The organism is Deltaproteobacteria bacterium (assembly GCA_020848745.1).
Lineage (GTDB): Bacteria > Desulfobacterota > Binatia > UTPRO1 > UTPRO1 > UTPRO1.
The window spans coordinates 11,824-31,411 of the sequence record JADLHM010000004.1 but is presented as its reverse complement, the minus strand read 5'-3'; the positions used below and the strand labels follow the sequence as shown (position 1 = coordinate 31,411).

The window sequence follows — 19,588 nt, the reverse complement described above, 5'->3', positions numbered from 1 at the left end:
CGTTCCCGGCCTCGAGCATCACGTGGTTCTCGAGATTGGCCTCGTCCTCGGCGCGCAGGTGCAGCTTCTTGATCATGACCGCGGGCCCCGGGACGGCGGTGATCACGTCCGTGGCGCGGGCGCCGGTCTGACGCACCAGGTCGCGGATGGTCGAGGCGACGACGCTCGGATCCTGGATCAGGTTGTTCTGCACGGCCGTCGGCGGCAGCGGCGCGATCCCGGCCGCGGTGATGCGGATGCCGCCCGGATTGCCGTCGGTCTCGACGAGCTTCACGCAGCTCGACCCGATGTCGAGGGCGAGGTAGGCGCCGCCGCGGCCGCGGGGCAGGAGATCCCGCAGCGACCGCTGGAACACACCGCTGAGCTTCCCGCCAAGCCCGCTACGCATCCTTGCTCCCCCGACACGTCATCGTGGCGACCCCCTGTCTTGGCTCCCCTCGCGCCACTCGGGAGAGGACCCGATCCACACCATGCGGATCGGGCCTCGTCCCGCGCGGAAAGGAGGGGCTACGACGAGCGTTGCAAGTGCGGTGCCGCGCCCGGACCCCGCGAAATCCCACGCACACCCATGGCTCGACCGACGGAGAACGAACGGCGCCGACACATTCCTGTACGTGGGCGCGCCGGCACGACGAGAAATTGACGCCGACCGGCCTACCGCTGGCTCAGCGGACGACGCTCGCCCGGATGAGTACGAGGCGGCCCTTCTCGTCGAACTCGAGCTCGACGGCCACACCCGGGCGGATCTCCGACCACTGGATGGGCTGACCCGTCATGTCCTCCAACGCGATGGCCTCGTTGACGGGATAGACGGCCCCGGAGACCGTCACGTCGCGCTTCGAGACGGCAGTCACCACCCCCGCGACCGCCGCACTCGCGATCGAGCCCAGCAACAGCGCCCCCGCGACGGCGGCGCCGATCGCGACTCGTACGTTGGCCTTCGTCATCGGATCCTCGTCATCGACACGGCACGCCGGTCGAGCACTCGCGCCATGAAAGCGGCGTCACGTTGTTCGGCAGATCTGGCAGCGGCAGGCGGTCGACGTTGCCGCTGGAAGCGACGAAGCCGCTCGACCCCTCTTTCTGGATGGTCACCGTGAGCTCGGTCGGGATGCTCTTGCCGATCACGATGAAGCGGTCGTCGCGCGCCACCGTCGGCACGGGATCGGGACCGTCACCGTCCGGATCGACGACCTTCGAGTCGGGAATGCCGCCGGTCTCGTAGTTGAGCTCGTAGATGCGCGCGTCGCCACCAGCGTTGCACACGCCGGAGACCGGCACGAACGTCGAGAAGTAGACGCTGAAGAACGCCGACGGCGACGCCAGGACCTTCTCGCCCGGCCGCTGGTTCAGCTGGATGAACCAGCCCTGGGCGTCCTTGAGCTCTTCCTTGAGATCGGCCTCCGCCTCCGAGCCGTTCTGCTCGACGCGTGTCGTGACGTCGACGAGGTCCGACTCGGTGAGGTTCGAGGTGTTGTCATCCTTCACCGCGTAGATGCGGTCGGTGACGCTCGTCTCGAGAGGGTTGCTGCGGTCGCCCGTCCCGAAGAAGACCGACAGGAACCCGCGGTCACGCACCACGTCGGGCGCATAGTAGATCTTGCGATTGCCGCCCGAGGCGAAGAGCTTCGTCGCGACGAGATTGCTGTCGATGCGCCACATGTTGCCGCCGAGGTCGCCCACGTAGGCGCGGTCGAGCTTCTTGTCGCCGTTGAAGTCGAGCGCGGCCACGTTGCTCGGGATCGCGAAATCCATGCCGGTCGGCTTGATCTTCTGGATGAGCGCGCCGGTCGCGGCGTCGACCGCGAAGATCGCGCGCCCCATGGGGCTCGCGGTGTTGGCGGCGGTGTTGCTCGGATCGTCGAAGTAGTCGTCGTAGCCGCCGCCGATCAGGAACGCGTCGACGCCCGCGCTCGTCTTGATGAACGCCGGCTCGGACCATCCGAGGCCGAGCTCGCTGAAATCGCCGCCGCCGGTGCTGGTCGCGTTGGTGATCTTCCAGAGGAGCTTCGGCGCGGTCTTGGACGTGACGTCGAGCCCGTAGTAGGCGCGCCCGCCGCGGCCGAACCCGAACACGATGATCTTGTGGCCGTCGTCGGTGGTGAGCAGCTTCGGCGACGAGTCGACGAAGAACTGGTGCGCACCGCTCACGCCCGGCGTGAGGAGTCTCAGCTTCGACTGGAGCTCGTCGGGAACGTAGGCCCAGAGCTCGGCGCCGGTCGCGTCGTCGAAGGCGTGCAGCATCCCGTCGTTGGCGCCGATCAGGATCATCGCGTCGCTCGGGCTGTAGTTCACGACCAGCGGCACGGAGTGGATCGTGTCGCCGAGGATCCAGTTGCGCTTCTCGGTGATGTTGGAGTCCTCGTCGTCGTCGTAGACGTCGACGCCGTGGACGTAGTCGATGACCTGCGCGCGCTCGGTCGCGCTCGCGGCGCCGAGCATCGCCATCGTGAGCGCCGCGTTGCCGGTCGTGAAGGCGTGCGCGCCGCCGGTCAGGTCGAGCCCGCCCGACGGAATCGTGGTCGTCGTGTTGCTGTAGATGTTGCGCGCGGTCGCGCGGTTCAACAGGATCTCGCCGACGCCGCCCTTGCTCACCGCCGATCCCGAAGCCGTCGAGTCCCAGTACGAGAGGGCGCCGGGCAGGATCTCGCCGTCGGTGTTGGTGGCGGCCGCGCCGCTCGCGTCGAGCAGCTGGCCGTCCTCGGACACCTGGTACTTCTTGAGATTGCCCGGCCAGCGCAGCGACCCGTCGCGCGGGCGGAAGAGGGCGATGTAGAGCCGGTCGCCGCTCTGCGTCCGCGTCGTCTGGCTCACGGGCACGACCGGCGCGACGAACGACTCGGTCTCGCTCACGATCGCGTTCAGCGTGGCGCGGAAGGCGTCGGCGAGCTCGTCGTAGGTGTTGGCGGTGTAGTACGCGCCGCCACCGTGCGCGGCGGCACGTCCGAGGAGACCGTTCGCGACGTCGAAGCCGATCGTGTACGTGACGAGCGCCTGCTGGCCGTCGAGATCGAGGCGGAGATCGCTGTCGAGCAGCACCTTCGCGACGTCATCGAGGTAGTCGGACCCGCCGTTGTGGTATTCGCACGGCTCCGAGTCGGGCGACGAGTTCGGCGTGCAACCCGACGGCGGGCTGAAGTGGGAAGGATCGGGATCGCGGCCGTCGCCGTCCTTGTCGTACGGCGCACCGAGCCACGACTCGATGTAGCTGAACGACCCGCTCGCGTTGGAGCCGCAGTACGGATTGCTGAAGCCGCTGTCGCAGCTGCCGAACGCGACGCCGTCGACCTGCGGCCGGCCGTCGGTCATGAGCACCACGTAGTTGCGCTGGCAGAGATACTGCACGGGGTCCGCGCCGGTGAAGTAGCCGTCGTGCTTGTAGTAGCGCCCCGCGGCGATGAGGCGCGGCGCCAGCGGCGTGCCGGCGACCCCGACCAGCCCGTCGACGATGCCCCGGAGCGTCGTGACGTCGGTTCCGATCTCCGCCTTCAGAATCGACTTGTCGTTGTGGTACGTCGACGTCTGCGACGCGCTCGTGTAGTCGCTCGGCAGATAGTTCCCGTTGAGGATCATGAGGCCGAAGCGGACCTGGGCGTTGGCCGGGTCCTGCAGCAAGCCGTCGACGACCGACTTGGCGACGGAGAGCTTCGGCGGATTCGGCAGCAGGTCGAAGTTCCGGCGGTTGCCGATCTTCTTGTAGGAGGGCGCACGGTCGTCTTGACCGTCGTTGTTGGCGTCGACCCAGCTGCACACGGTCGCGACCTTCCATGACGCCTGCGTCCGCCGGCACGTGCAGTTCGCGTTGTAGGAGCTGCACCGGTCGTAGACGGTCGTCGGCGTGTACGACCCGTCGTACGTATAGCCGGGATCGTACGGAACGCCGTCGTTCATGCTGCCCGAGTTGTCGAACAGGATGAGGACGTTCGGCTGCACGCTCTGGCCGGCGATGAAGACGTCCAGGTCGCTGCCGGCGCGGGCGGTGGCGGCCGTCAGGAGCACGGCCGCGAGCAGGGCGGCGATTCCGGTGGCTCGTTTGGCTTGGCGGCGCATGGCGATCACACTCTTTCTCGCGTTCGTCTCACTGGGACGGGCCGAGGCGCGCGGCCTCCATCTGGAGGAAGCTCGATCCGTTCGGGTTGGCGTTGCCGCGCGCGTCGAGGTCGAAGTGGAAGGCCTTGAAGCGCAGCGCGCTGACTTTGATGCTCGGCGGCGGCGGCCCCTCGCGATCGAAGCAGACGCGGACGTAGCCCGACGTCTGCGGCGAGGCGAACAAGCCCGCGCTGACGAGGTCGGTCTCGCGCGGGTCGTAGGCGCAGCCGGCGCCCTCGCAGCAGCCCTTGTCGAGGGAGTCCGCGGCGGTGAAGTTGTTCACGTCGCCGAGGCCGTAGTTGAGGCCGGCTTCCGCTGCCGCGAAGGCCCGCGCGCTCTCCTTGCCGAGCCCGGAGAGCGCGGCCTCCATGCGCGAGCTGCCCGCGACGAGCGACGCGAGCACGAGCAGGACCGAAAGCAGTCCGAGGACCGTGAGCAGCGCGATCCCCCGCTGATTGGCGAGCGGCCTCATAGGTTGTCGATCATCGGCTCGCGCACGATGTCCAGGTTGCGGATGCGGACCTCGGTCTGCAGCGCCGCGTTCGGCGCCATGCCGAGATGCTCTGGCTTCTCCGAGCGCATCGCGATGGTGGCCGACCGCAGGTCGTCGAGGTTGCTCGAGGGGTCGGCGACCGACGTGCCGTCCTTCAGGATGTAGGCGAGCTGCATGACGTCGATCTGGTCGGCCACGACCACCCCTTCGCGCCAGAGCACGTCGTTGGAGTCGAGGATGTAGCTGAGCTGCTGCACCTCGTTCACCGGCGAGCCGAACTCGTAGCCGTCGGCGACGACCGTGGGCGAGACGGTGATCGAGCAGTTGGCGGAGCTGTAGGCGGCGATCTCGTAGACCTCGGCGACGCCACGGAGCGCCGACTCGATCGACACGCGCTCTCCCACCATGAAGGATTTCGACGAGGGGAGGCACGCGCCGCTCGGTCCCGACGGCTCGAGCAGGATCGTCGACGCGCCGCCGACCGCGCCCGCCGTCCCGACCCGGCTGCGCACCGAGCCGTAGTTGCCGAAGAGGTTCACGCGATAGAGCTCGCCGCTCGATACGGCGGGGACCTCCAGAGCCGGCAGCACGGCCGTCGGCACCGCCGACATGCCGAATCCCGCCATGCGCACCTCGCGACGGAACAGGTCGAGCGCGCCGCGCACGTTCTGCTGCATGTCGGCCGCGCCCATCTGGTAGACGGCGCTCGACCCCTGGCTGCGGACGGCGCTCGCCAGCACGACGAGGGCGATCGACGCGACGCTGATCGCCGCGAGGAGCTCGACCAGCGTGAAGCCCCGGACATTGCCGTGCAGGTCGCGCCTCATTGGCCGATCACCGTGATGAGCTGTACGCCCGGCGAGTGCGCGCCGAACTGGTCGCTCCACGACACGCCCATGGTCACCTTCTTCGAGGTCGTTCCGACGGCGGCGACAGTCGCCGTGCTGGTGAAGGAGATGTTGTCGCGCACGATCGAGGTCGGACTGGTCGTGGCGATCTCCTCGTAGGGGCGGCGCCGCATCGTCTCGATCGCCTCGACGGCGAGGTTCGTCGCGACGCTGACGTTGCGCCCGACGACGGTCGCGCGCAGCGACGTCGCGTACGTCGCCGCGAGGCCGAGGAAACCGATCGCGGCGATCGCCGTCGCGACCAGCACCTCGACGAGCGTGAAGCCCGCCTCGGTGTTCCGACGCGCGTCCGCCGTCATCGCCATCCCTCGTCGGTGTGCTTCCAGACGCGCACGCGCCCCGCCGCGCTCATCGTGACCGCCTGCTGCACGAGCCCGTCGCTGCTCGACGCTTCCAGGAACACGCCGGCGGCGTTCTGCACCGTCCCGTTCGAGTGGAACGTGACCGTCACGGTCGGCGCCGAGCTCGTGATCGCGGCGGCGTACGGATCCTCGTCGATGTCGGTGTGCCCGAACACGACGTGCGGGTACTCATTGCCGATCACGACCTGCTTCACGACCTGGCGGCCACCGGCTCCGTCGTCACGGCGGATCTGGTAGCCCCCGGAGATGGGGAAGTACTCATAGACACGGGCCTCCTTGATGGCGGCCATGCGGGCCTGGTTGAGGTCGCCGGCGACGGCAAGCGCGGCGCCACGCGTCCGGAAGGCCGGCGCCATCGCGGTGAAGTTGGTGGCGGCGACGGCGGTGACGATCCCGAGCAGGCTCACGGCCGTCAGGACTTCGACCAGCGTCAATCCGGCATTCCTTCTCAGCGTTTGTGCTCGGTGCACGAGATCCGACCCCCTGCGCCCGCGCGGAGCAAGATCCGCTCCGCCGGATTTCTGGCGCTTCCGGCTGGAGCGGCGCACAGATAGCCCCCGTGAGCACGATGCGGCCTACGCATCTGTGCGTCGCAAAGACCGCCGGTGTCATCGGCGTGCCGCCGCGTGCTTTGACAGATCGCGCGGCGAAGTGGATGAGCGCAGACGTGTCGCTGCCCGAACCGATCCCGGCGCCGCCCGAAGCGCCGGCGTACGCCGAGGTCGCGCTGCTGCGCGCGCTCCCGGGCCGCGACGCCCTCACGTACGCCGTACCGGCCGCCTGGCGGGGACGGCTCCGCCGGGGGATGCGGGTGGTGGCGCCGCTCGGGACGCGCCACGAGACCGGCATCGTGACCGCGCTCCACCCTGCGCCGCCCGCCGACGTGCGCAGGATCCGCGACATCGTCGACGTCCTCGACGCCGAACCGATCGTCAGCGGCGAGGTCTTCGAGCTCTGCCGGTGGAGCGCGCGCTACTATCTGGCTGGGCTCGCCGACGTGCTGGCGGTGGCGCTGCCGGGCGGCCTGCGCGCGCGCTCGGCGCGGGTGCTGCGGATCGCCGACGCGGCGCCGGCGCCCAAGGCCGCGCTCGAGGCGGCGATCCTCGAGCGCGTGCGGGACAGCGGCGACGGCCTCACGCTGACGGCGCTCGAGCGCGCGCTCGCGAACCCCGGCGTCGCCCGCGCCGTTCGCGCGCTCGTCCGCCGCGGCACGCTCACGAGCGAAGAGCTCCGCCAGGGCCCCTCCGTGACGACCCGTTACGCGACCATCCTCGCGCTCGTCCGGGAGCTCGACCCCGCGGAGGCGGCGACGCTGGCGCGGCGCGCGCCGCGACAGCTCGCGTGCTACGAGCGCCTGCTCGCGGCTCCGGACCGGCGCCTCGACGTCGCGACCCTCGACCCCGGCGCCCGCGCCGCCGCCAGCACGCTCGTGAAGCGGGGGATGGCGACCCGCGAGCGCGTCGAGCGCTACCGCGACCTCGGCGCGACGGCGTCACCGGCGCGCGCCCCCGAGCTCACCGCGGCGCAGCGCGCCGCCATCGACGCCGTCGCGCCCGACACGTTCCGGACCTTCCTGCTCCACGGCGTCACCGGCAGCGGCAAGACCGAGGTGTACCTCCGCCTCGCCGCGCGCACGCGCGCCGCCGGGCGCTCGGTCCTCATGCTGGTGCCCGAGATCGCGCTCACCCATCAGCTCGTCGCGCGGGCGCAGGAACGCTTCGGGGACACGGTCGCCCTGGTGCACAGCGGCCTCGCGCCGGGCCAGCGCTGGGACGAGTGGCGGCGGATCGCCCGCGGGGAGGCGCGGGTGGTGGTCGGCACGCGGTCGGCGATCTTCGCTCCTCTCGTGGACCTCGGGCTCGTGATCGTCGACGAGGAGCACGACGCGGCCTACAAGCAGGACGAAGGCCTCCGCTATCACGGCCGCGACCTCGCGATCGTCCGCGCGAAGCTCGCGAACGTGCCGGTCGTGCTCGGGTCGGCGACACCGTCGGTCGAGAGCCACCAGCAGGCCCTCGACGGCAAGTACCGCCGGCTCACCCTCCCCGAGCGCGTGCACGGACGGCCGTTGCCGCAGGTGACGATCGTCGATCTCCGGAGCCCGGACGGACGTCCGGTGGCGCTGCGCGTCCCGAACGACGCGACGACGGCGACCTCTACCGACCCGTGCGAGCCCGCAACGCCGCTCTTCTCGCCGATCCTGCTGACGGCGATGGAGGAGACCCTCGGCCGCGGCGAGCAGACGCTCCTCTTCCTGAACCGCCGGGGCTTCGCGAGCGCCATGCATTGTCTGGTATGCGGCGAACCCGCGGGCTGTCCCTCGTGCAGCGTGAGCCTGACGCTGCACCGTCGGCGGGTCGCGCTGCTCTGTCACCACTGCGGCTACGCGCGCTCGGCGCGCGAGATCGCATGCACGGCGTGCAGGCGCGGCACGCTCGTGGCGATGGGCCTCGGCACGGAGCGGATCGAGGCGGAGGTCGCGGCACGGTTCCCCGGCGCGCGGGTCGGTCGTCTCGACCGCGACACGACGGCGCGCCGAGGCGCGCACCGACGCATCCTCGAAGCGTGGAGCGGCGGGAAGCTCGACGTGCTGATCGGCACCCAGATGGTCGCGAAGGGCCACGACGTGCCCGGGGTCACCCTCGTCGGCGTGCTGCTCGCGGACGTCGCGCTCAGCATGCCCGACTTCCGCGCCGGCGAGCGCGCCTTCCAGCTCCTGACCCAGGTCGCCGGCCGCGCGGGTCGCGGTCCGCTCCCGGGGCGCGTCGTCGTCCAGACCTACCGCCCGACGCACCACAGTCTGGCCGCGGCGGCGGCGCACGACTACGAGAGCTTCGCCCCCGCCGAGCTCGCGAGCCGCCGCGAGACCGACTATCCGCCCTTCGCCCGGCTCGCCGTCCTGCGCTTCGAGGGGCCGGACTTCGACCGGACGGGAGCCTGCGCCGAGCGCCTCGCGGCGCGCGTCCGGGCGGGGGCGACGGCGAAGGGAGTCCTGCTGCGCGGCCCGGCCCCGGCGCCGCTCGAGCGGCTGCGCGATCGCTATCGCTGGCAGCTCGTCCTGACGGCGAGCGGCGCCCGGGCGCTGCACGAGACGCTCGGGGCCCTGCAGACCGCGTGGCGCGCCTCGTCGGACTCCCGCACCGTGCGCCTCGTCGTTGATGTCGATCCGGTCAGCATGTTATGAAACCCTCGTGATTCGGAGGATTTACACGTATCCGGCGCCCGTCTTGAAAGAGGTGGCGCAGGACGTGACCGACATCGACGGCGTCGTCGCGAAGGCGATCGACGACATGGTCGAGACGATGTACGCCGCGCCCGGCGTCGGACTCGCGGCCCCGCAGATCGGCCTCTCGCAACGCGTGATCGTCCTCGACGTCGATCACGAGAACAAGGGCAAGCAGCTCCTGAAGCTGGTCAATCCCGTCATCACCGAGTCCGAGGGAGAGGTTCTCTGGGAGGAAGGCTGTCTCTCGGTGCGCGACTATCAGGCGGAGGTGCTGCGCGCGGAGCGCGTGCTCGTGAAGGCGTGGACGACCGACCAGAAGGAGGTCGAGATCGAGGGCACCGGCCTCCTCGCCGTGGCCTTGCAGCACGAGATCGACCACCTGAACGGTACCCTCTTCCTCGACCGCCTGAGCCGTCTCAAGCGCGACCTCTACCGGCGCAAGCTCAAGAAGATGGAGCGCGACGGCCGAGACGCGCCGCCGGCGCGGCGCGCGATGATCTGACCGCCGTGCTGCGCTGGCCGAACGATCGGCCGATGCGTTCGGTCTTCATGGGCACGCCGGAGTTCGCGGTGCCGAGCCTGCGCGCGCTGGCCGAGGTGACGACGCTCGTCGGAGTCGTATCGCAACCCGACCGCCCGCGCGGCCGCGGCCTGAGCCTCCAGCCGTCGCCCGTCTCGGCGGCCGCGGGGGAGCTCGGCGTGCCGCTGCTCAGACCCGCGAGCGTTCGCACCCCCGAGTCGGCCGCGGCGCTCGCGGCGCTCGAGCCGGATCTGCTCGTCGTCGCGGCCTACGGAAAGATCCTCCCGCCCGCGCTCCTCGCGCTTCCGACCCTCGCCCCCCTGAACGTGCACGCATCGCTCTTGCCGCGCCACCGAGGCGCGGCGCCGATCGCGGCCGCGATCCGCGCGGGCGATGCCGAGACCGGCGTGACGATCATGGTGATGGGCGAAGGCCTCGACACGGGCGACATGCTGCGGCAACGCACCCGTCCGATCGCGCCCGAAGACACCACCGGCAGCCTGACCGTGGCGCTCGCGGAGCTCGGCGCGACGGCGCTCGTCGAGGCGGTCACGGCGATCCGTGCGACGGGGCTCCAGCCGATACCGCAAGACGAGCGCCGCGCAACGTACGCGCCGCGGCTCGAGAAGGACGACGGGCGCATCGACTGGTCGCGCGACGCCGCGTCGATCGAGCGCATGGTGCGCGCCTTCGCGCCCTGGCCGTCGGCGTTCACGACGCTCGAGGGGCGGACGTTGAAAATCGTGGCGACGCGTCTCGTGGCCGAGAAGCGTCCCGCCGCCCCCGCGGGAACGCTCGCGGTCCGCGGCCGCGACCTCGAGGTCACGACGGGCGACGGCACGCTCGCGATCGTGACGCTCCAGCCCGAGGGCAAGAAGGCGATGCCCGGCGCCGCGTTCGCGGCCGGCGCCCGCCTCGCGCCCGGCGCGCGGCTCGTCTAGCCGGATGGAATCGGGCGATCCGCTCGCGGCTCGCGCGCTCGCGCTCGACGTACTGATGCGCGTCGAGGAGATCGGGGCGCATGCCGACGCGACGCTCGCCGGCGCGCTCGCGGCGGCGCGGCTCGACGTCCGCGACCGCGCCCTCGCGAGCCGGCTCGTCTACGGAACGCTCGCATGGCAGGGCCGCCTCGACTGGCAGCTCGCGCGGCTCGCCGACCGCGACTGCGCGAGCTTCGATCCGCGCATCCGCATGACGCTGCGGCTCGGCCTCTATCAGCTCACCCTCCTCGACCGCGTGCCGCCGCACGCGGCGGTCGCGACGAGCGTCGAGCTGGCCAAGCGGGCGGTGCCGGCGGCGAGCCGGCTCGTGAACGCCGTCCTGCGGCGCGCCGCCCGCGAGCGCGCATCGCTGCCGCTCCCGGATCCCGCCGCCGATCCGCTGGAGCACCTGGCGGTGGCGTTCTCGCATCCGCGCTGGCTGGTCGAGCGCTGGCGGCGCCGTTTCGGCGACGGCGTGCGCGACCTCCTCGCCGCGGACAACGAGGCGGCGCCGACCGTCCTGCGTGCGCGTCCCGGCGAGCGTGAGGCGCTGATGTCACGCCTGGCCGCGACCGGCATCGCGTGCGAGCCGGGTCGCTTCGCCCCCGACGCGATACGGGTGCAGGCGGCCGATCCACACGCGCTCCCGGGATGGTCGGACGGCGCGTTCAGCGTGCAGGAAGAAGCGTCGCAGCTCGTCACCTGGCTCCTCGAGCCGCGACCGGGCATGCGCGTCCTCGACGCGTGCGCGGCGCCGGGGGGCAAGGCGGCGCACGCGGCCGAGCGCATGCGCGACCAAGGGACGATCGTCGCCGGCGATCGGCGGCGCCGCGGCGCGGCGGCGATCGCGCGAAACGCCGCGCGCCTCGGGCTCCACGCGATCCGCCCGATCGTCTTCGACGCGCGGGCCGCCGAGGCGACCCTCGCGCACGGCTCGTTCGACCGCATCCTGGTCGACGCACCGTGCAGCGGCCTCGGCACGCTGCGGGCTCATCCCGAGATCCGCTGGCGTCGCACCCCGGACGATCTACGACGGCTCGCGACGACCCAGCGCCGCATCCTCGACGCGGCGACGCCGCTCCTGCGGCCCGGCGGCGTGCTCGTCTACTCGACCTGCACGCTCACCGACGAAGAGAACGCGGACGTCGTCGATCGGTGGCTCGCGGCGCACCCCGAGCTCCGCCGCGAGCGCGCGGACGAGATCTTGCCGCCGAGCGCGCGCGCGCTCGTCGACGACGCCGGCGCGCTCCGCACGCTGCCGCATCGCCACGGCCTCGACGGCTTCTTCGCGGTCCGGGCGCGCCGCGTCTGAGGACGCGCCTCTCGCCTTGCGGGGGTCGGAGGCGGGTCGTATATCCGGTGCCGCCGTGTGCCGTGCCCACCTGATCGCCCCTTCGGTTCTGTCCGCGGACTTCGGCCGGTTGAACGACGAGGTGCGGGCGGCCGAGGCCGCCGGCGCCGATTGGCTGCACCTCGACGTGATGGACGGGCATTTCGTACCGAACCTCACCATGGGGCCCGACGTGGTGAAGGCCATTCGCCGCGCGACGTCGTTGCCGCTCGACGTCCACATGATGGTGAGCGATCCGGGACGTTATGCGCCGCGCTTCATCGACGTCGGCGCCGACTGGGTCTCGATTCATTACGAAGCCTGTCCGGAGCCGCGCGAGGTGATCGCCGACATCCGGACGCGCGGCGCGCGTCCGTCCCTCGCGGTGAGCCCGGACACGCCGGTCGAGGTCGTCGCGCCGAGCGCCCGCGACCTCGACATGGTGCTCGTGATGAGCGTGCACCCCGGCTTCGGAGGCCAGAAGTTCATTCCGGGGAGCCTCGCCAAGCTCGAGGACGCCCGTCGGCTCCGCGAACGCCTCGGGTTGCGATTCCTGATCGAGATCGACGGCGGCATCACCGTCGAGAACTCCGGCGCCGCGGCGCGGGCGGGAGCCGACGTCCTGGTCGCGGGCACGGCGGTCTTCGGTGCGCCCGACTACGGGACGGCAATCACCGCCATGCGCCGAAACGTCGCCGCCTCGGGCCCCGCGGTCTGACCAACGGCAGGCGTGCCCCCGGGAGCCGCGGAGCGACCCGCCATCCCCCGGCCAGTTTGCATTCCCGTTCCCGTATGTTACGCAGCCTCGGGTCTACTTTGCGGCCTACGTTGACGGGGTGTAGCTCAGACTGGCAGAGCGCTGCGTTCGGGACGCAGAAGTCGCTGGTTCAAATCCAGTCACCCCGATTTTCTTTTCACGGCCGTAGATTCCGTGCGGCGCTCGCGGGCGGGGTCGTGGCAGCCGCCATCGGCGGAGGAACCCCGGCGAGCCGCGCGGAGGACGTGACCACCCGTGGAGACGAGATCGTCGCCCGCGAGGCGCCCGGGAAGGCCGAGGCGGGGATCGCGATCCTCCGCGGCAATGTTCGCGTCCGGCTGCTCGGAGAGCGCGACGGCTGGAGCGAGGTCCTGCTTCCCGACGGCCGCCGCGCCTGGGTGCCCGCCGGAGATCTCGTGCATGCGGTGGAGGCCGCGCGTCCGTCCGCGGACGTACCCGCCACGGCGACGCCGGCGGCAGCGCCATCTTCCGAGTCCGGGCCCGATGCGCGGGAGGGCCTCGCGACCGAGGTCGCCCGCCTGCGATCGGTCGTCGACGCGCTCGCAGCCGAACGCAGACAGACCCCGCCGCGGGCCGGCGATCCCGCGAGCGTCCCCGAGGTCGTGCCGATCGTCGCGGCGGGCATAGGTCTCGTCGTCGGCGTGCTCGTCGGCGGCGTCTGGGAGCGGCATCGCGCCCGCCGCGGACGCTCACTCCGGTTCTGACGATGTCCATGCTGCTCCCACTGGTCGCGCTCGGCTATCTCTGCGGGTCCATTCCGACGGGCGTCTGGCTGGCGCGGCGCCGCGGCGTGGATCCCCGCGACATCGGCAGCGGCAACATCGGGGCGACGAACGTCGCCCGCGCTGCGGGCAACACGGCCGGGGCACTGACCCTCGTCGGCGACACGCTGAAGGGTCTCGCTCCGGTCCTGCTGGCGACCGAGCTCGGGCTCGGCGACCCGGGGCGCGCGCTCGTGGCGCTCTCCGCCTTCATCGGTCACATTTTTCCGTGCTTTCTCGGGTTCCAGGGCGGGAAGGGCGTCGCCGTCTCACTCGGGGTACTGCTCGGTCTCGCACCCCTCGGCATGGCGATCGCCGTCCCGACCTTCCTCCTGACGGTGGCGGTCAGCCGCTACGTCTCTCTCGGCTCGATCCTGACCGCCGTCGTGACGCCCCTCATCCTCGCGGGGCTCGCATATCCCGCGACGACGATCGTCGTCGCGGCCGTGATGGGGGCGTGCATCGCCTATCGGCATCGGGACAACATCCGCCGCCTGCGCTTCGGCACCGAAGCACGGCTCGGCGGCCGGCGCTCCACGTTTCCCGACTCGGGATTCGCCTGAGGCGGTTGGCCGCGGGACCGCTCAAACTTAGGGCGCTGCCCATAGTTTAGGCAGCACTTCACGATCGAGATTCGTGATCGACCCAACGCCCCTTCGCGGTGCCCGCGCTGACCTGGCGGCCCTTGACTTGCATGGCATCCTCGATCTTCAACTCGGGTTCACCGCCGAATCGAGTACGTACATCCGGGAGTCGAAAAGTGAGCGGCCGACCGTGACGACCAACGCCTCGATATCGACGAGCCCGCGTCAAGCGAAGTCACCAGGGAGGATCACATGAAGAAAGTCGATGCGATCATCAAGCCGTTCAAGCTCGACGAGGTGAAGGAAGCCCTCTCGGCGATCGGCATCCAGGGCATCACCGTGACGGAGGTCAAAGGCTTCGGCCGCCAGAAGGGCCATACCGAGCTCTATCGGGGCGCCGAGTACGTCGTCGACTTCCTTCCCAAGGTGAAGCTCGAGATCATCGTCCGGGACGACCAGGTCGCGAACGTCGTCGCCGCGATCGAAAAATCCGCGAAGACCGGGCGCATCGGCGACGGAAAGATCTTCGTCATGCCCATCGATGAGGTCGTGCGCATCCGAACCGGCGAACGCGGCGAACAGGCCATCTGACGACACCACGGCGAGACCGGCTCGCGAAGGTCGGCCGCACGCCCACACCACGGGAGGGAGATAGCGAATGAGTACGGCGAAGGACGCCATCAAGCTGGCGAAAGACAACTAGGCAGTCGCGGTCGACTTCAAGTTCCTCGATTTTCTCGGCATCTGGCAGCACTTCTCGACGCCGATCAGCGAGTTCGAAGCCGAGGTCTTCGAAGAAGGGCTCGGTTTCGACGGATCGTCGATCCGCGGCTGGCAGCCCATCAACGCCTCCGACATGCTCGTCATGCCGGACGCCTCGACCGCGGTCATGGACCCGTTCATGGCCCATCCGACGCTGTCGCTCATCTGCAACATCGTCGACCCGATCACGAAGGAAGAGTACTCGCGCGACCCGCGCAACATCGCGCGCAAGGCCGAGGCGTACCTCAAGTCGACGGGCATCGGCGACACGGCGTACTTCGGCCCCGAGCCCGAGTTCTTCGTGTTCGACGACGTTCGCTACGACCAGAACGCGCACAGCGGCTACTACTTCCTCGACTCCGTCGAGGGCATCTGGAACACGGGCCGCGAAGAGGGTCCGAACCTCGGCTACAAGCCGCGCCACAAGGAAGGCTACTTCCCGGTCTCGCCGACCGACTCGCAGCAGGACCTCCGCGCCGAGATGGTACTGATGATGGAGAAGGTCGGCATCCGCGTGGAGCGTCAGCACCACGAGGTCGCAACGGCCGGTCAGGCCGAGATCGACATGCGGTTCATGTCGCTCACCAAGATGGGCGACGCCCTCATGTGGTACAAGCACTGCGTCAAGAACGTCGCCTGGAAGAACGGCAAGACGGCGACCTTCATGCCGAAGCCGGTCTTCGGCGACAACGGCTCGGGCATGCACTGCCACCAGTCGATCTGGAAGGGCGACAAGCCGCTCTTCGCGGGCGACGGCTACGGCGGCATGAGCGAGCTCGCGATGCACTACATCGGCGGCATCCTGAAGCACGCGAAGGCGATCGCGGCCTTCACCAACCCGAGCGTCAACTCGTACCACCGCCTGGTGCCGGGCTTCGAGGCGCCGGTGAACCTGGCGTACTCGTCGCGGAACCGCTCCGCCGCCGTCCGCATCCCGATGTACTCGCCGTCTCCGAAGGCGAAGCGCATCGAGGTGCGGTTCCCCGATCCGAGCTGCAACGGCTACATGGCGTTCGCCGCGATGCTCATGGCGGGTCTCGACGGCATCGAGCGGCGCCTCTCGCCGGGGGACCCGCTCGACAAGGACATCTACGCGCTCACGCCCGAGGAGTTGAAGGACGTGCCGTCGATGCCCGGCTCGCTCGATGCGGCGCTCAAGCACCTCGAAGAGGACCACGAGTTCCTGCTCAAGGGCGACGTCTTCACCGAGGACGTCGTCGAGACGTGGATCGAGTACAAGCGGACGAAGGAAATCGATCCGATCCGCCTCCGTCCACATCCCTACGAGTTCGCGCTGTACTACGACGTATAAGTCGTCGCCGCGACGTCGACCTCGCGGAAAGGGGCGGGTCCTCACGGGCCCGCCCCTTTTTTCTCAGACGAGCGAGCGCGCGGGCGCGGGCGGGCTCCATAGCGCATCCAGGCAGAGCACGATCACCCCGACCGTGATCGCCGCGTCGGCGACGTTGAACGCCGGCCAGTGGTAAGCCCCGAGGTAGACGTCGAGGAAGTCGATCACCTCACCGTACGCGGTGCGGTCGATCATATTGCCGATGGCCCCTCCGAGCACCCCGCCGCACGCCGCGATCACCGCGCGGCGCTCGAGCGGAACCGTGCGGACGAACCACAGGAGAACACCGAGCGCGAGCGTCGCGATCGCGAGCAATGCCGGAACGCGGAACGCGGCCGAGAGCCCCGCGAAGATGCCGAAGGCGGCTCCGGTGTTCCGGACGTAGGTGAGCGCGAAGAAGCCGTCGATCACGGGGATCGACTCGTGAAGGGTCATCTGGTCGAGTACGAGCGCCTTCGTCAGCCGGTCGAGACCGACCACGACCAGGGCGGGCGCGAAGACGAGACCCCACTTGCCGCGCATCACGCCTTCGATCCCGCGGTCGCGAGCACTCCGACGCACCGTCCGCACATGGCGGGGACGGCGGGATCGCGGCCGGCGTCGGCGCGGTAGTTCCAACAGCGCGGACACTTCTCGCCGACGATCCGCTTCGCCGCGACCGTGACGCCGGGCGTCAGGAGCGGTCCGGTGATCTCTCCCTCCGGCACGAGCGCGACGCGCGAGACGATGAAGATCTCCGCGAGTTGCGCGCGACGCGACGCGAGCAGGTCCCCGACCGGCCCGCTCGCCGCGATCCGCACGTCGGCTTCGAGCGACTGTCCGATCTCGCCGGCGGTGCGCAGCGGCTCGAGCGTCTTCGTCACCGCGGAGCGCACGGCGAGCAGCGTCTCCCACTCGGCCGCGAGCTTCGGATCGCGGAGCGCCGGATCGACCTCCGGAAAGTCGGAAAGCAGCACGCTCGGCGTCCGGTCCGGAGCCGGCGGCATGAACCCCCAGATCTCCTCGGCGGTGAACGACAGAATGGGCGCCATGAGCCCGACGAGCCCTTCGAGGAGAAGGTAGAGCGCCGTCTGTCCGGAGCGCCGCTCCAGCGACGCCGCGGCTTCGCAGTAGAGGCGGTCCTTCACGATGTCGAGGTAGAGGGCCGACAGGTCCACGCTGCAGAAGTTGTTGAGCGCGTGGTAGACGACGTGGAACTCGAACGCATCGTAGGCGCGCCGGCATCGCTCGATCAGGCTCTGCAGGCGGTCGAGGACGAAGCGGTCGAGCTCGATCAGCTGCGCCGTCGGCACGCGGTCGCGCTTGGGATCGAAGCCGGCCAGGTTGCCGAGCAGAAAGCGCGCCGTGTTGCGGATGCGACGATAGGCCTCGCTCGCGCGATCGAGGATCTCCTTCGAGATGCGGACGTCGTCGCGGTAGTCCTCGGCGGCGACCCAGAGCCGCAGGATGTCGGCGCCGTGACTCGCCACGATCTGCTGCGGCGCTACGATGTTGCCGACGGACTTCGACATCTTGCGCGCGTCCTCGTCGAGCACGAAACCGTGGGTCAAGACCGTCTTGAACGGCGCGGATCCGCGCGTTCCGACGGCGGTCAGGAGCGAGCTCTGGAACCAGCCGCGATGCTGATCGCTGCCTTCCAGGTAGAGGTCGGCCTGGCCGCCGAGATCCGCGCGACGCTCGACGACGGCCGAGTAGCTCACGCCCGAGTCGAACCAGACGTCGAGGATGTCCTCCTCCTTCGCGAGGTTCGTCCCGCGGCACTGCGGGCAGGCGAATCCCGGCGGGACGAAGTCCTCGACGGGCCGCACGAACCAGGCGTCGGAGCTCTCCTCGGCAAAGATGCCGGCGACGTGCGCCAGCAGGGTCGCGTCGGTGGCCGTAGTGCCGCACTCCTCGCAGCGGAGCGCCACGATCGGCACGCCCCAGGCGCGCTGACGCGAGATGCACCAGTCGGGACGCGAGCCCACCATGCCGGCGATGCGGTCGCGGCCCCAGGCGGGGATCCAGCGCACCCCGTCGATCGCCGCGAGCGCGCGGCCGCGCAGATCCTTCGCCTCCATCGAGATGAACCACTGCTCGGTCGCCCGGAAGATGATCGGCTGGTGGCACCGCCAGCAGTGCGGATACGCGTGCGAGAGCGCCGCGGCTTCCAGCAGTCGGCCCGCGGCCTCGAGATGCGCGATGATCTTCGCATCGGCCGCGAAGACGAACGTGCCGCCGAAGTGCTCGACCGCCGGCACGAAACGTCCCCGACCGTCGACGGGAGCGTACACGTCGAGCCCGTAGCGCAGGCCGACCTCGTAGTCCTCCTGGCCGTGTCCGGGCGCCGTGTGCACGAGGCCCGTGCCGGCGTCGAGGGTGACGTGCTCGCCGAGCACGAACGGCGAGTCGCGATCGAGCCAGGGATGGCGGGCGCGGATGCCTTCGAGCTCGCTGCCGCGCACCGTCGCGAGGATCCGTGGGTCGTCGCCGAGGATGCTCGCGAGCTTCGGCACGAGCGCGCGCGCGGCGATGACGGCGTCCCCCGCCGGCCGAGCGACGACCGCGTACTCGAGCTCGGGGTTGACGGCGATCGCCATGTTGGCCGGCAGGGTCCACGGGGTCGTCGTCCAGATGGCGGCGGCAATGGAGCCGGGCACGTCGGCAAAGAGCGGCGGGCGGGGCTCCGCCAACGGGAACGCGACGGAGATGGCCCGGCTCGTGACGTCGCGGTACTCGACCTCCGCCTCGGCGAGCGCCGTCTGACACGAGGCGCACCAGTGCACCGGCTTCTTGCCGCGGTAGAGCTCGCCGCTCGTCACGAACTTGGCGAGCTCGCGAACCTCCGTCGCCTCGTAGCCGTACTCGGTGGTGAGGTACGGATTCGACCAGTCGCCGACGATGCCGAGACGGCGGAACTCGGCGCGCTGCACGTCGACGAACTTCGCCGCGTAGTCACGACAGAGGCGCCGCACCTCGACCTTCCCGAGCGCCGCCTTCTTCTCCTTGCCGAGCTTTTTCTCGACTTCGTGCTCGATCGGCAGCCCGTGGCAGTCCCAGCCCGGAACGTAGGGCGCCTGGAAGCCCGCCATGTTCTTGTACTTCACGATCACGTCTTTGATGATCTTGTTGAGGGCGTGTCCGAGGTGGATGTTGCCATTCGCGTAGGGGGGACCGTCGTGCAGGAGGTAGCGGGGTCGCCCCGCGCGCCGCGCGAGACCCGCGCCGTAGACGTCGACGCGCTCCCAATGGGCCAGGATCTCAGGCTCGCGAGCCGGAAGACTCGCCCGCATCGGGAAGGCCGTGGCCGGGAGATTCAGGGTGCCCTTGAAGTCGGGGCCCCCGGCTTTGCTCATCGAGCGCCCGCCATCAACGCGAACCGCTCAGTCGGCGTTCGCCGTCCATGTCGTTGATGAACGTGCGCTGCTTTCCGTCCGTGCCGCCAGGCACGATCGAGGTCTTGAC

17 protein-coding genes, 1 tRNA gene and 1 pseudogene are annotated in these 19,588 nt (G+C 70.2%); 10 read left to right on the top strand and 9 right to left on the bottom strand.

Features of this window, described 5'->3' with window-relative positions:
- The 7 genes from pilM to IT293_00445 form a co-directional block, all read right to left on the bottom strand.
- A partial coding sequence (gene pilM, locus IT293_00475) for a pilus assembly protein PilM (GenBank protein MCC6763111.1) occupies positions 1 to 388 on the bottom strand: 388 nt, incomplete at its 3' end.
- 277 nt (positions 389 to 665) lie between these two features.
- Positions 666 to 947: a hypothetical protein gene (locus IT293_00470; GenBank protein ID MCC6763110.1), complete on the bottom strand. Its 282-nt coding sequence runs from the start codon at positions 945 to 947 to the stop codon at positions 666 to 668.
- Between the two features lie 10 nt (positions 948 to 957).
- Positions 958 to 4,050 carry a hypothetical protein gene (locus tag IT293_00465; protein MCC6763109.1) on the bottom strand — a complete coding sequence of 1,031 codons (3,093 nt, stop codon included), beginning with the start codon at positions 4,048 to 4,050 and terminating at the stop codon, positions 958 to 960.
- A 28-nt stretch (positions 4,051 to 4,078) separates the two neighbouring features.
- Positions 4,079 to 4,561 carry a hypothetical protein gene (locus IT293_00460; GenBank protein MCC6763108.1) on the bottom strand — a complete coding sequence of 161 codons (483 nt, stop codon included), beginning with the start codon at positions 4,559 to 4,561 and terminating at the stop codon, positions 4,079 to 4,081.
- On the bottom strand, positions 4,558 to 5,409 hold the full coding sequence (locus tag IT293_00455; GenBank protein MCC6763107.1) for a prepilin-type N-terminal cleavage/methylation domain-containing protein: 852 nt from the start codon (positions 5,407 to 5,409) through the stop codon (positions 4,558 to 4,560). The genes IT293_00460 and IT293_00455 overlap by 4 nt, the downstream gene beginning before the upstream one ends.
- Positions 5,406 to 5,789, bottom strand: a complete 384-nt coding sequence (locus IT293_00450) for a prepilin-type N-terminal cleavage/methylation domain-containing protein (protein MCC6763106.1) — start codon at positions 5,787 to 5,789, stop codon at positions 5,406 to 5,408. Before IT293_00450 ends, IT293_00455 begins: the two co-directional genes overlap by 4 nt.
- Positions 5,786 to 6,286: a hypothetical protein gene (locus IT293_00445; GenBank protein ID MCC6763105.1), complete on the bottom strand. Its 501-nt coding sequence runs from the start codon at positions 6,284 to 6,286 to the stop codon at positions 5,786 to 5,788. The genes IT293_00450 and IT293_00445 overlap by 4 nt, the downstream gene beginning before the upstream one ends.
- Before the next feature lie 233 nt (positions 6,287 to 6,519).
- Between IT293_00445 and priA the strand changes: the two genes are divergently transcribed.
- The 10 genes and pseudogenes from priA (at position 6,520) to glnA (ending at position 16,105) form a co-directional block, all read left to right on the top strand.
- A complete protein-coding gene (gene priA, locus IT293_00440; protein MCC6763104.1) occupies positions 6,520 to 9,036 on the top strand; it encodes a primosomal protein N' in 2,517 nt (838 codons plus the stop codon).
- Entirely contained in the window at positions 9,011 to 9,580 is a 570-nt protein-coding gene (gene def / locus IT293_00435) for a peptide deformylase (protein MCC6763103.1), read from the top strand. Before priA ends, def begins: the two co-directional genes overlap by 26 nt.
- 32 nt (positions 9,581 to 9,612) lie before the next feature.
- Entirely contained in the window at positions 9,613 to 10,539 is a 927-nt protein-coding gene (locus IT293_00430; GenBank protein ID MCC6763102.1) for a methionyl-tRNA formyltransferase, read from the top strand.
- Positions 10,540 to 10,543: 4 nt separating this feature from the next.
- On the top strand, positions 10,544 to 11,890 hold the full coding sequence (rsmB, locus tag IT293_00425; protein MCC6763101.1) for a 16S rRNA (cytosine(967)-C(5))-methyltransferase RsmB: 1,347 nt from the start codon (positions 10,544 to 10,546) through the stop codon (positions 11,888 to 11,890).
- A 70-nt stretch (positions 11,891 to 11,960) separates the two neighbouring features.
- A complete protein-coding gene (rpe, locus tag IT293_00420; protein ID MCC6763100.1) occupies positions 11,961 to 12,626 on the top strand; it encodes a ribulose-phosphate 3-epimerase in 666 nt (221 codons plus the stop codon).
- Between the two features lie 114 nt (positions 12,627 to 12,740).
- A tRNA-Pro gene (locus IT293_00415) sits at positions 12,741 to 12,814 on the top strand.
- Positions 12,815 to 12,910: 96 nt separating this feature from the next.
- Positions 12,911 to 13,390 carry an SH3 domain-containing protein gene (locus IT293_00410; GenBank protein ID MCC6763099.1) on the top strand — a complete coding sequence of 160 codons (480 nt, stop codon included), beginning with the start codon at positions 12,911 to 12,913 and terminating at the stop codon, positions 13,388 to 13,390.
- Between the two features lie 2 nt (positions 13,391 to 13,392).
- Positions 13,393 to 14,010, top strand: coding sequence for a glycerol-3-phosphate 1-O-acyltransferase PlsY (plsY, locus tag IT293_00405; protein MCC6763098.1), 618 nt, complete (start codon positions 13,393 to 13,395; stop codon positions 14,008 to 14,010).
- A gap of 273 nt (positions 14,011 to 14,283) precedes the next feature.
- The gene (locus tag IT293_00400; protein ID MCC6763097.1) at positions 14,284 to 14,622 is read left to right on the top strand and encodes a P-II family nitrogen regulator; all 339 of its coding nucleotides are present in this window, start codon (positions 14,284 to 14,286) and stop codon (positions 14,620 to 14,622) included.
- A gap of 67 nt (positions 14,623 to 14,689) precedes the next feature.
- Positions 14,690 to 16,105, top strand: a pseudogene (gene glnA / locus IT293_00395) (type I glutamate--ammonia ligase).
- Between the two features lie 63 nt (positions 16,106 to 16,168).
- On the opposite strand, the gene lspA reads toward glnA, so the two are convergent.
- Positions 16,169 to 16,666, bottom strand: a complete 498-nt coding sequence (gene lspA, locus IT293_00390) for a signal peptidase II (GenBank protein MCC6763096.1) — start codon at positions 16,664 to 16,666, stop codon at positions 16,169 to 16,171.
- Complete coding sequence (gene ileS / locus IT293_00385) at positions 16,666 to 19,479, bottom strand: isoleucine--tRNA ligase (protein ID MCC6763095.1); 2,814 nt, start codon at positions 19,477 to 19,479, stop codon at positions 16,666 to 16,668. Before ileS ends, lspA begins: the two co-directional genes overlap by 1 nt.
- Positions 19,480 to 19,588 lie beyond the last annotated feature (109 nt).

Coding starts and splice junctions, on each gene's coding strand:
- def (MCC6763103.1), top strand. CDS start 9,011: ATGTCGATCCGGTCAGCATGTTATGAAACCCTCGTGATTCGGAGGATT.
- lspA (MCC6763096.1), bottom strand. CDS start 16,666: ATGCGCGGCAAGTGGGGTCTCGTCTTCGCGCCCGCCCTGGTCGTGGTC.
- IT293_00455 (MCC6763107.1), bottom strand. CDS start 5,409: ATGAGGCGCGACCTGCACGGCAATGTCCGGGGCTTCACGCTGGTCGAG.
- IT293_00460 (MCC6763108.1), bottom strand. CDS start 4,561: ATGAGGCCGCTCGCCAATCAGCGGGGGATCGCGCTGCTCACGGTCCTC.
- rsmB (MCC6763101.1), top strand. CDS start 10,544: ATGGAATCGGGCGATCCGCTCGCGGCTCGCGCGCTCGCGCTCGACGTA.
- IT293_00465 (MCC6763109.1), bottom strand. CDS start 4,050: ATGCGCCGCCAAGCCAAACGAGCCACCGGAATCGCCGCCCTGCTCGCG.
- IT293_00470 (MCC6763110.1), bottom strand. CDS start 947: ATGACGAAGGCCAACGTACGAGTCGCGATCGGCGCCGCCGTCGCGGGG.
- ileS (MCC6763095.1), bottom strand. CDS start 19,479: ATGAGCAAAGCCGGGGGCCCCGACTTCAAGGGCACCCTGAATCTCCCG.
- IT293_00430 (MCC6763102.1), top strand. CDS start 9,613: ATGCGTTCGGTCTTCATGGGCACGCCGGAGTTCGCGGTGCCGAGCCTG.
- IT293_00400 (MCC6763097.1), top strand. CDS start 14,284: ATGAAGAAAGTCGATGCGATCATCAAGCCGTTCAAGCTCGACGAGGTG.
- IT293_00450 (MCC6763106.1), bottom strand. CDS start 5,789: ATGACGGCGGACGCGCGTCGGAACACCGAGGCGGGCTTCACGCTCGTC.
- plsY (MCC6763098.1), top strand. CDS start 13,393: ATGTCCATGCTGCTCCCACTGGTCGCGCTCGGCTATCTCTGCGGGTCC.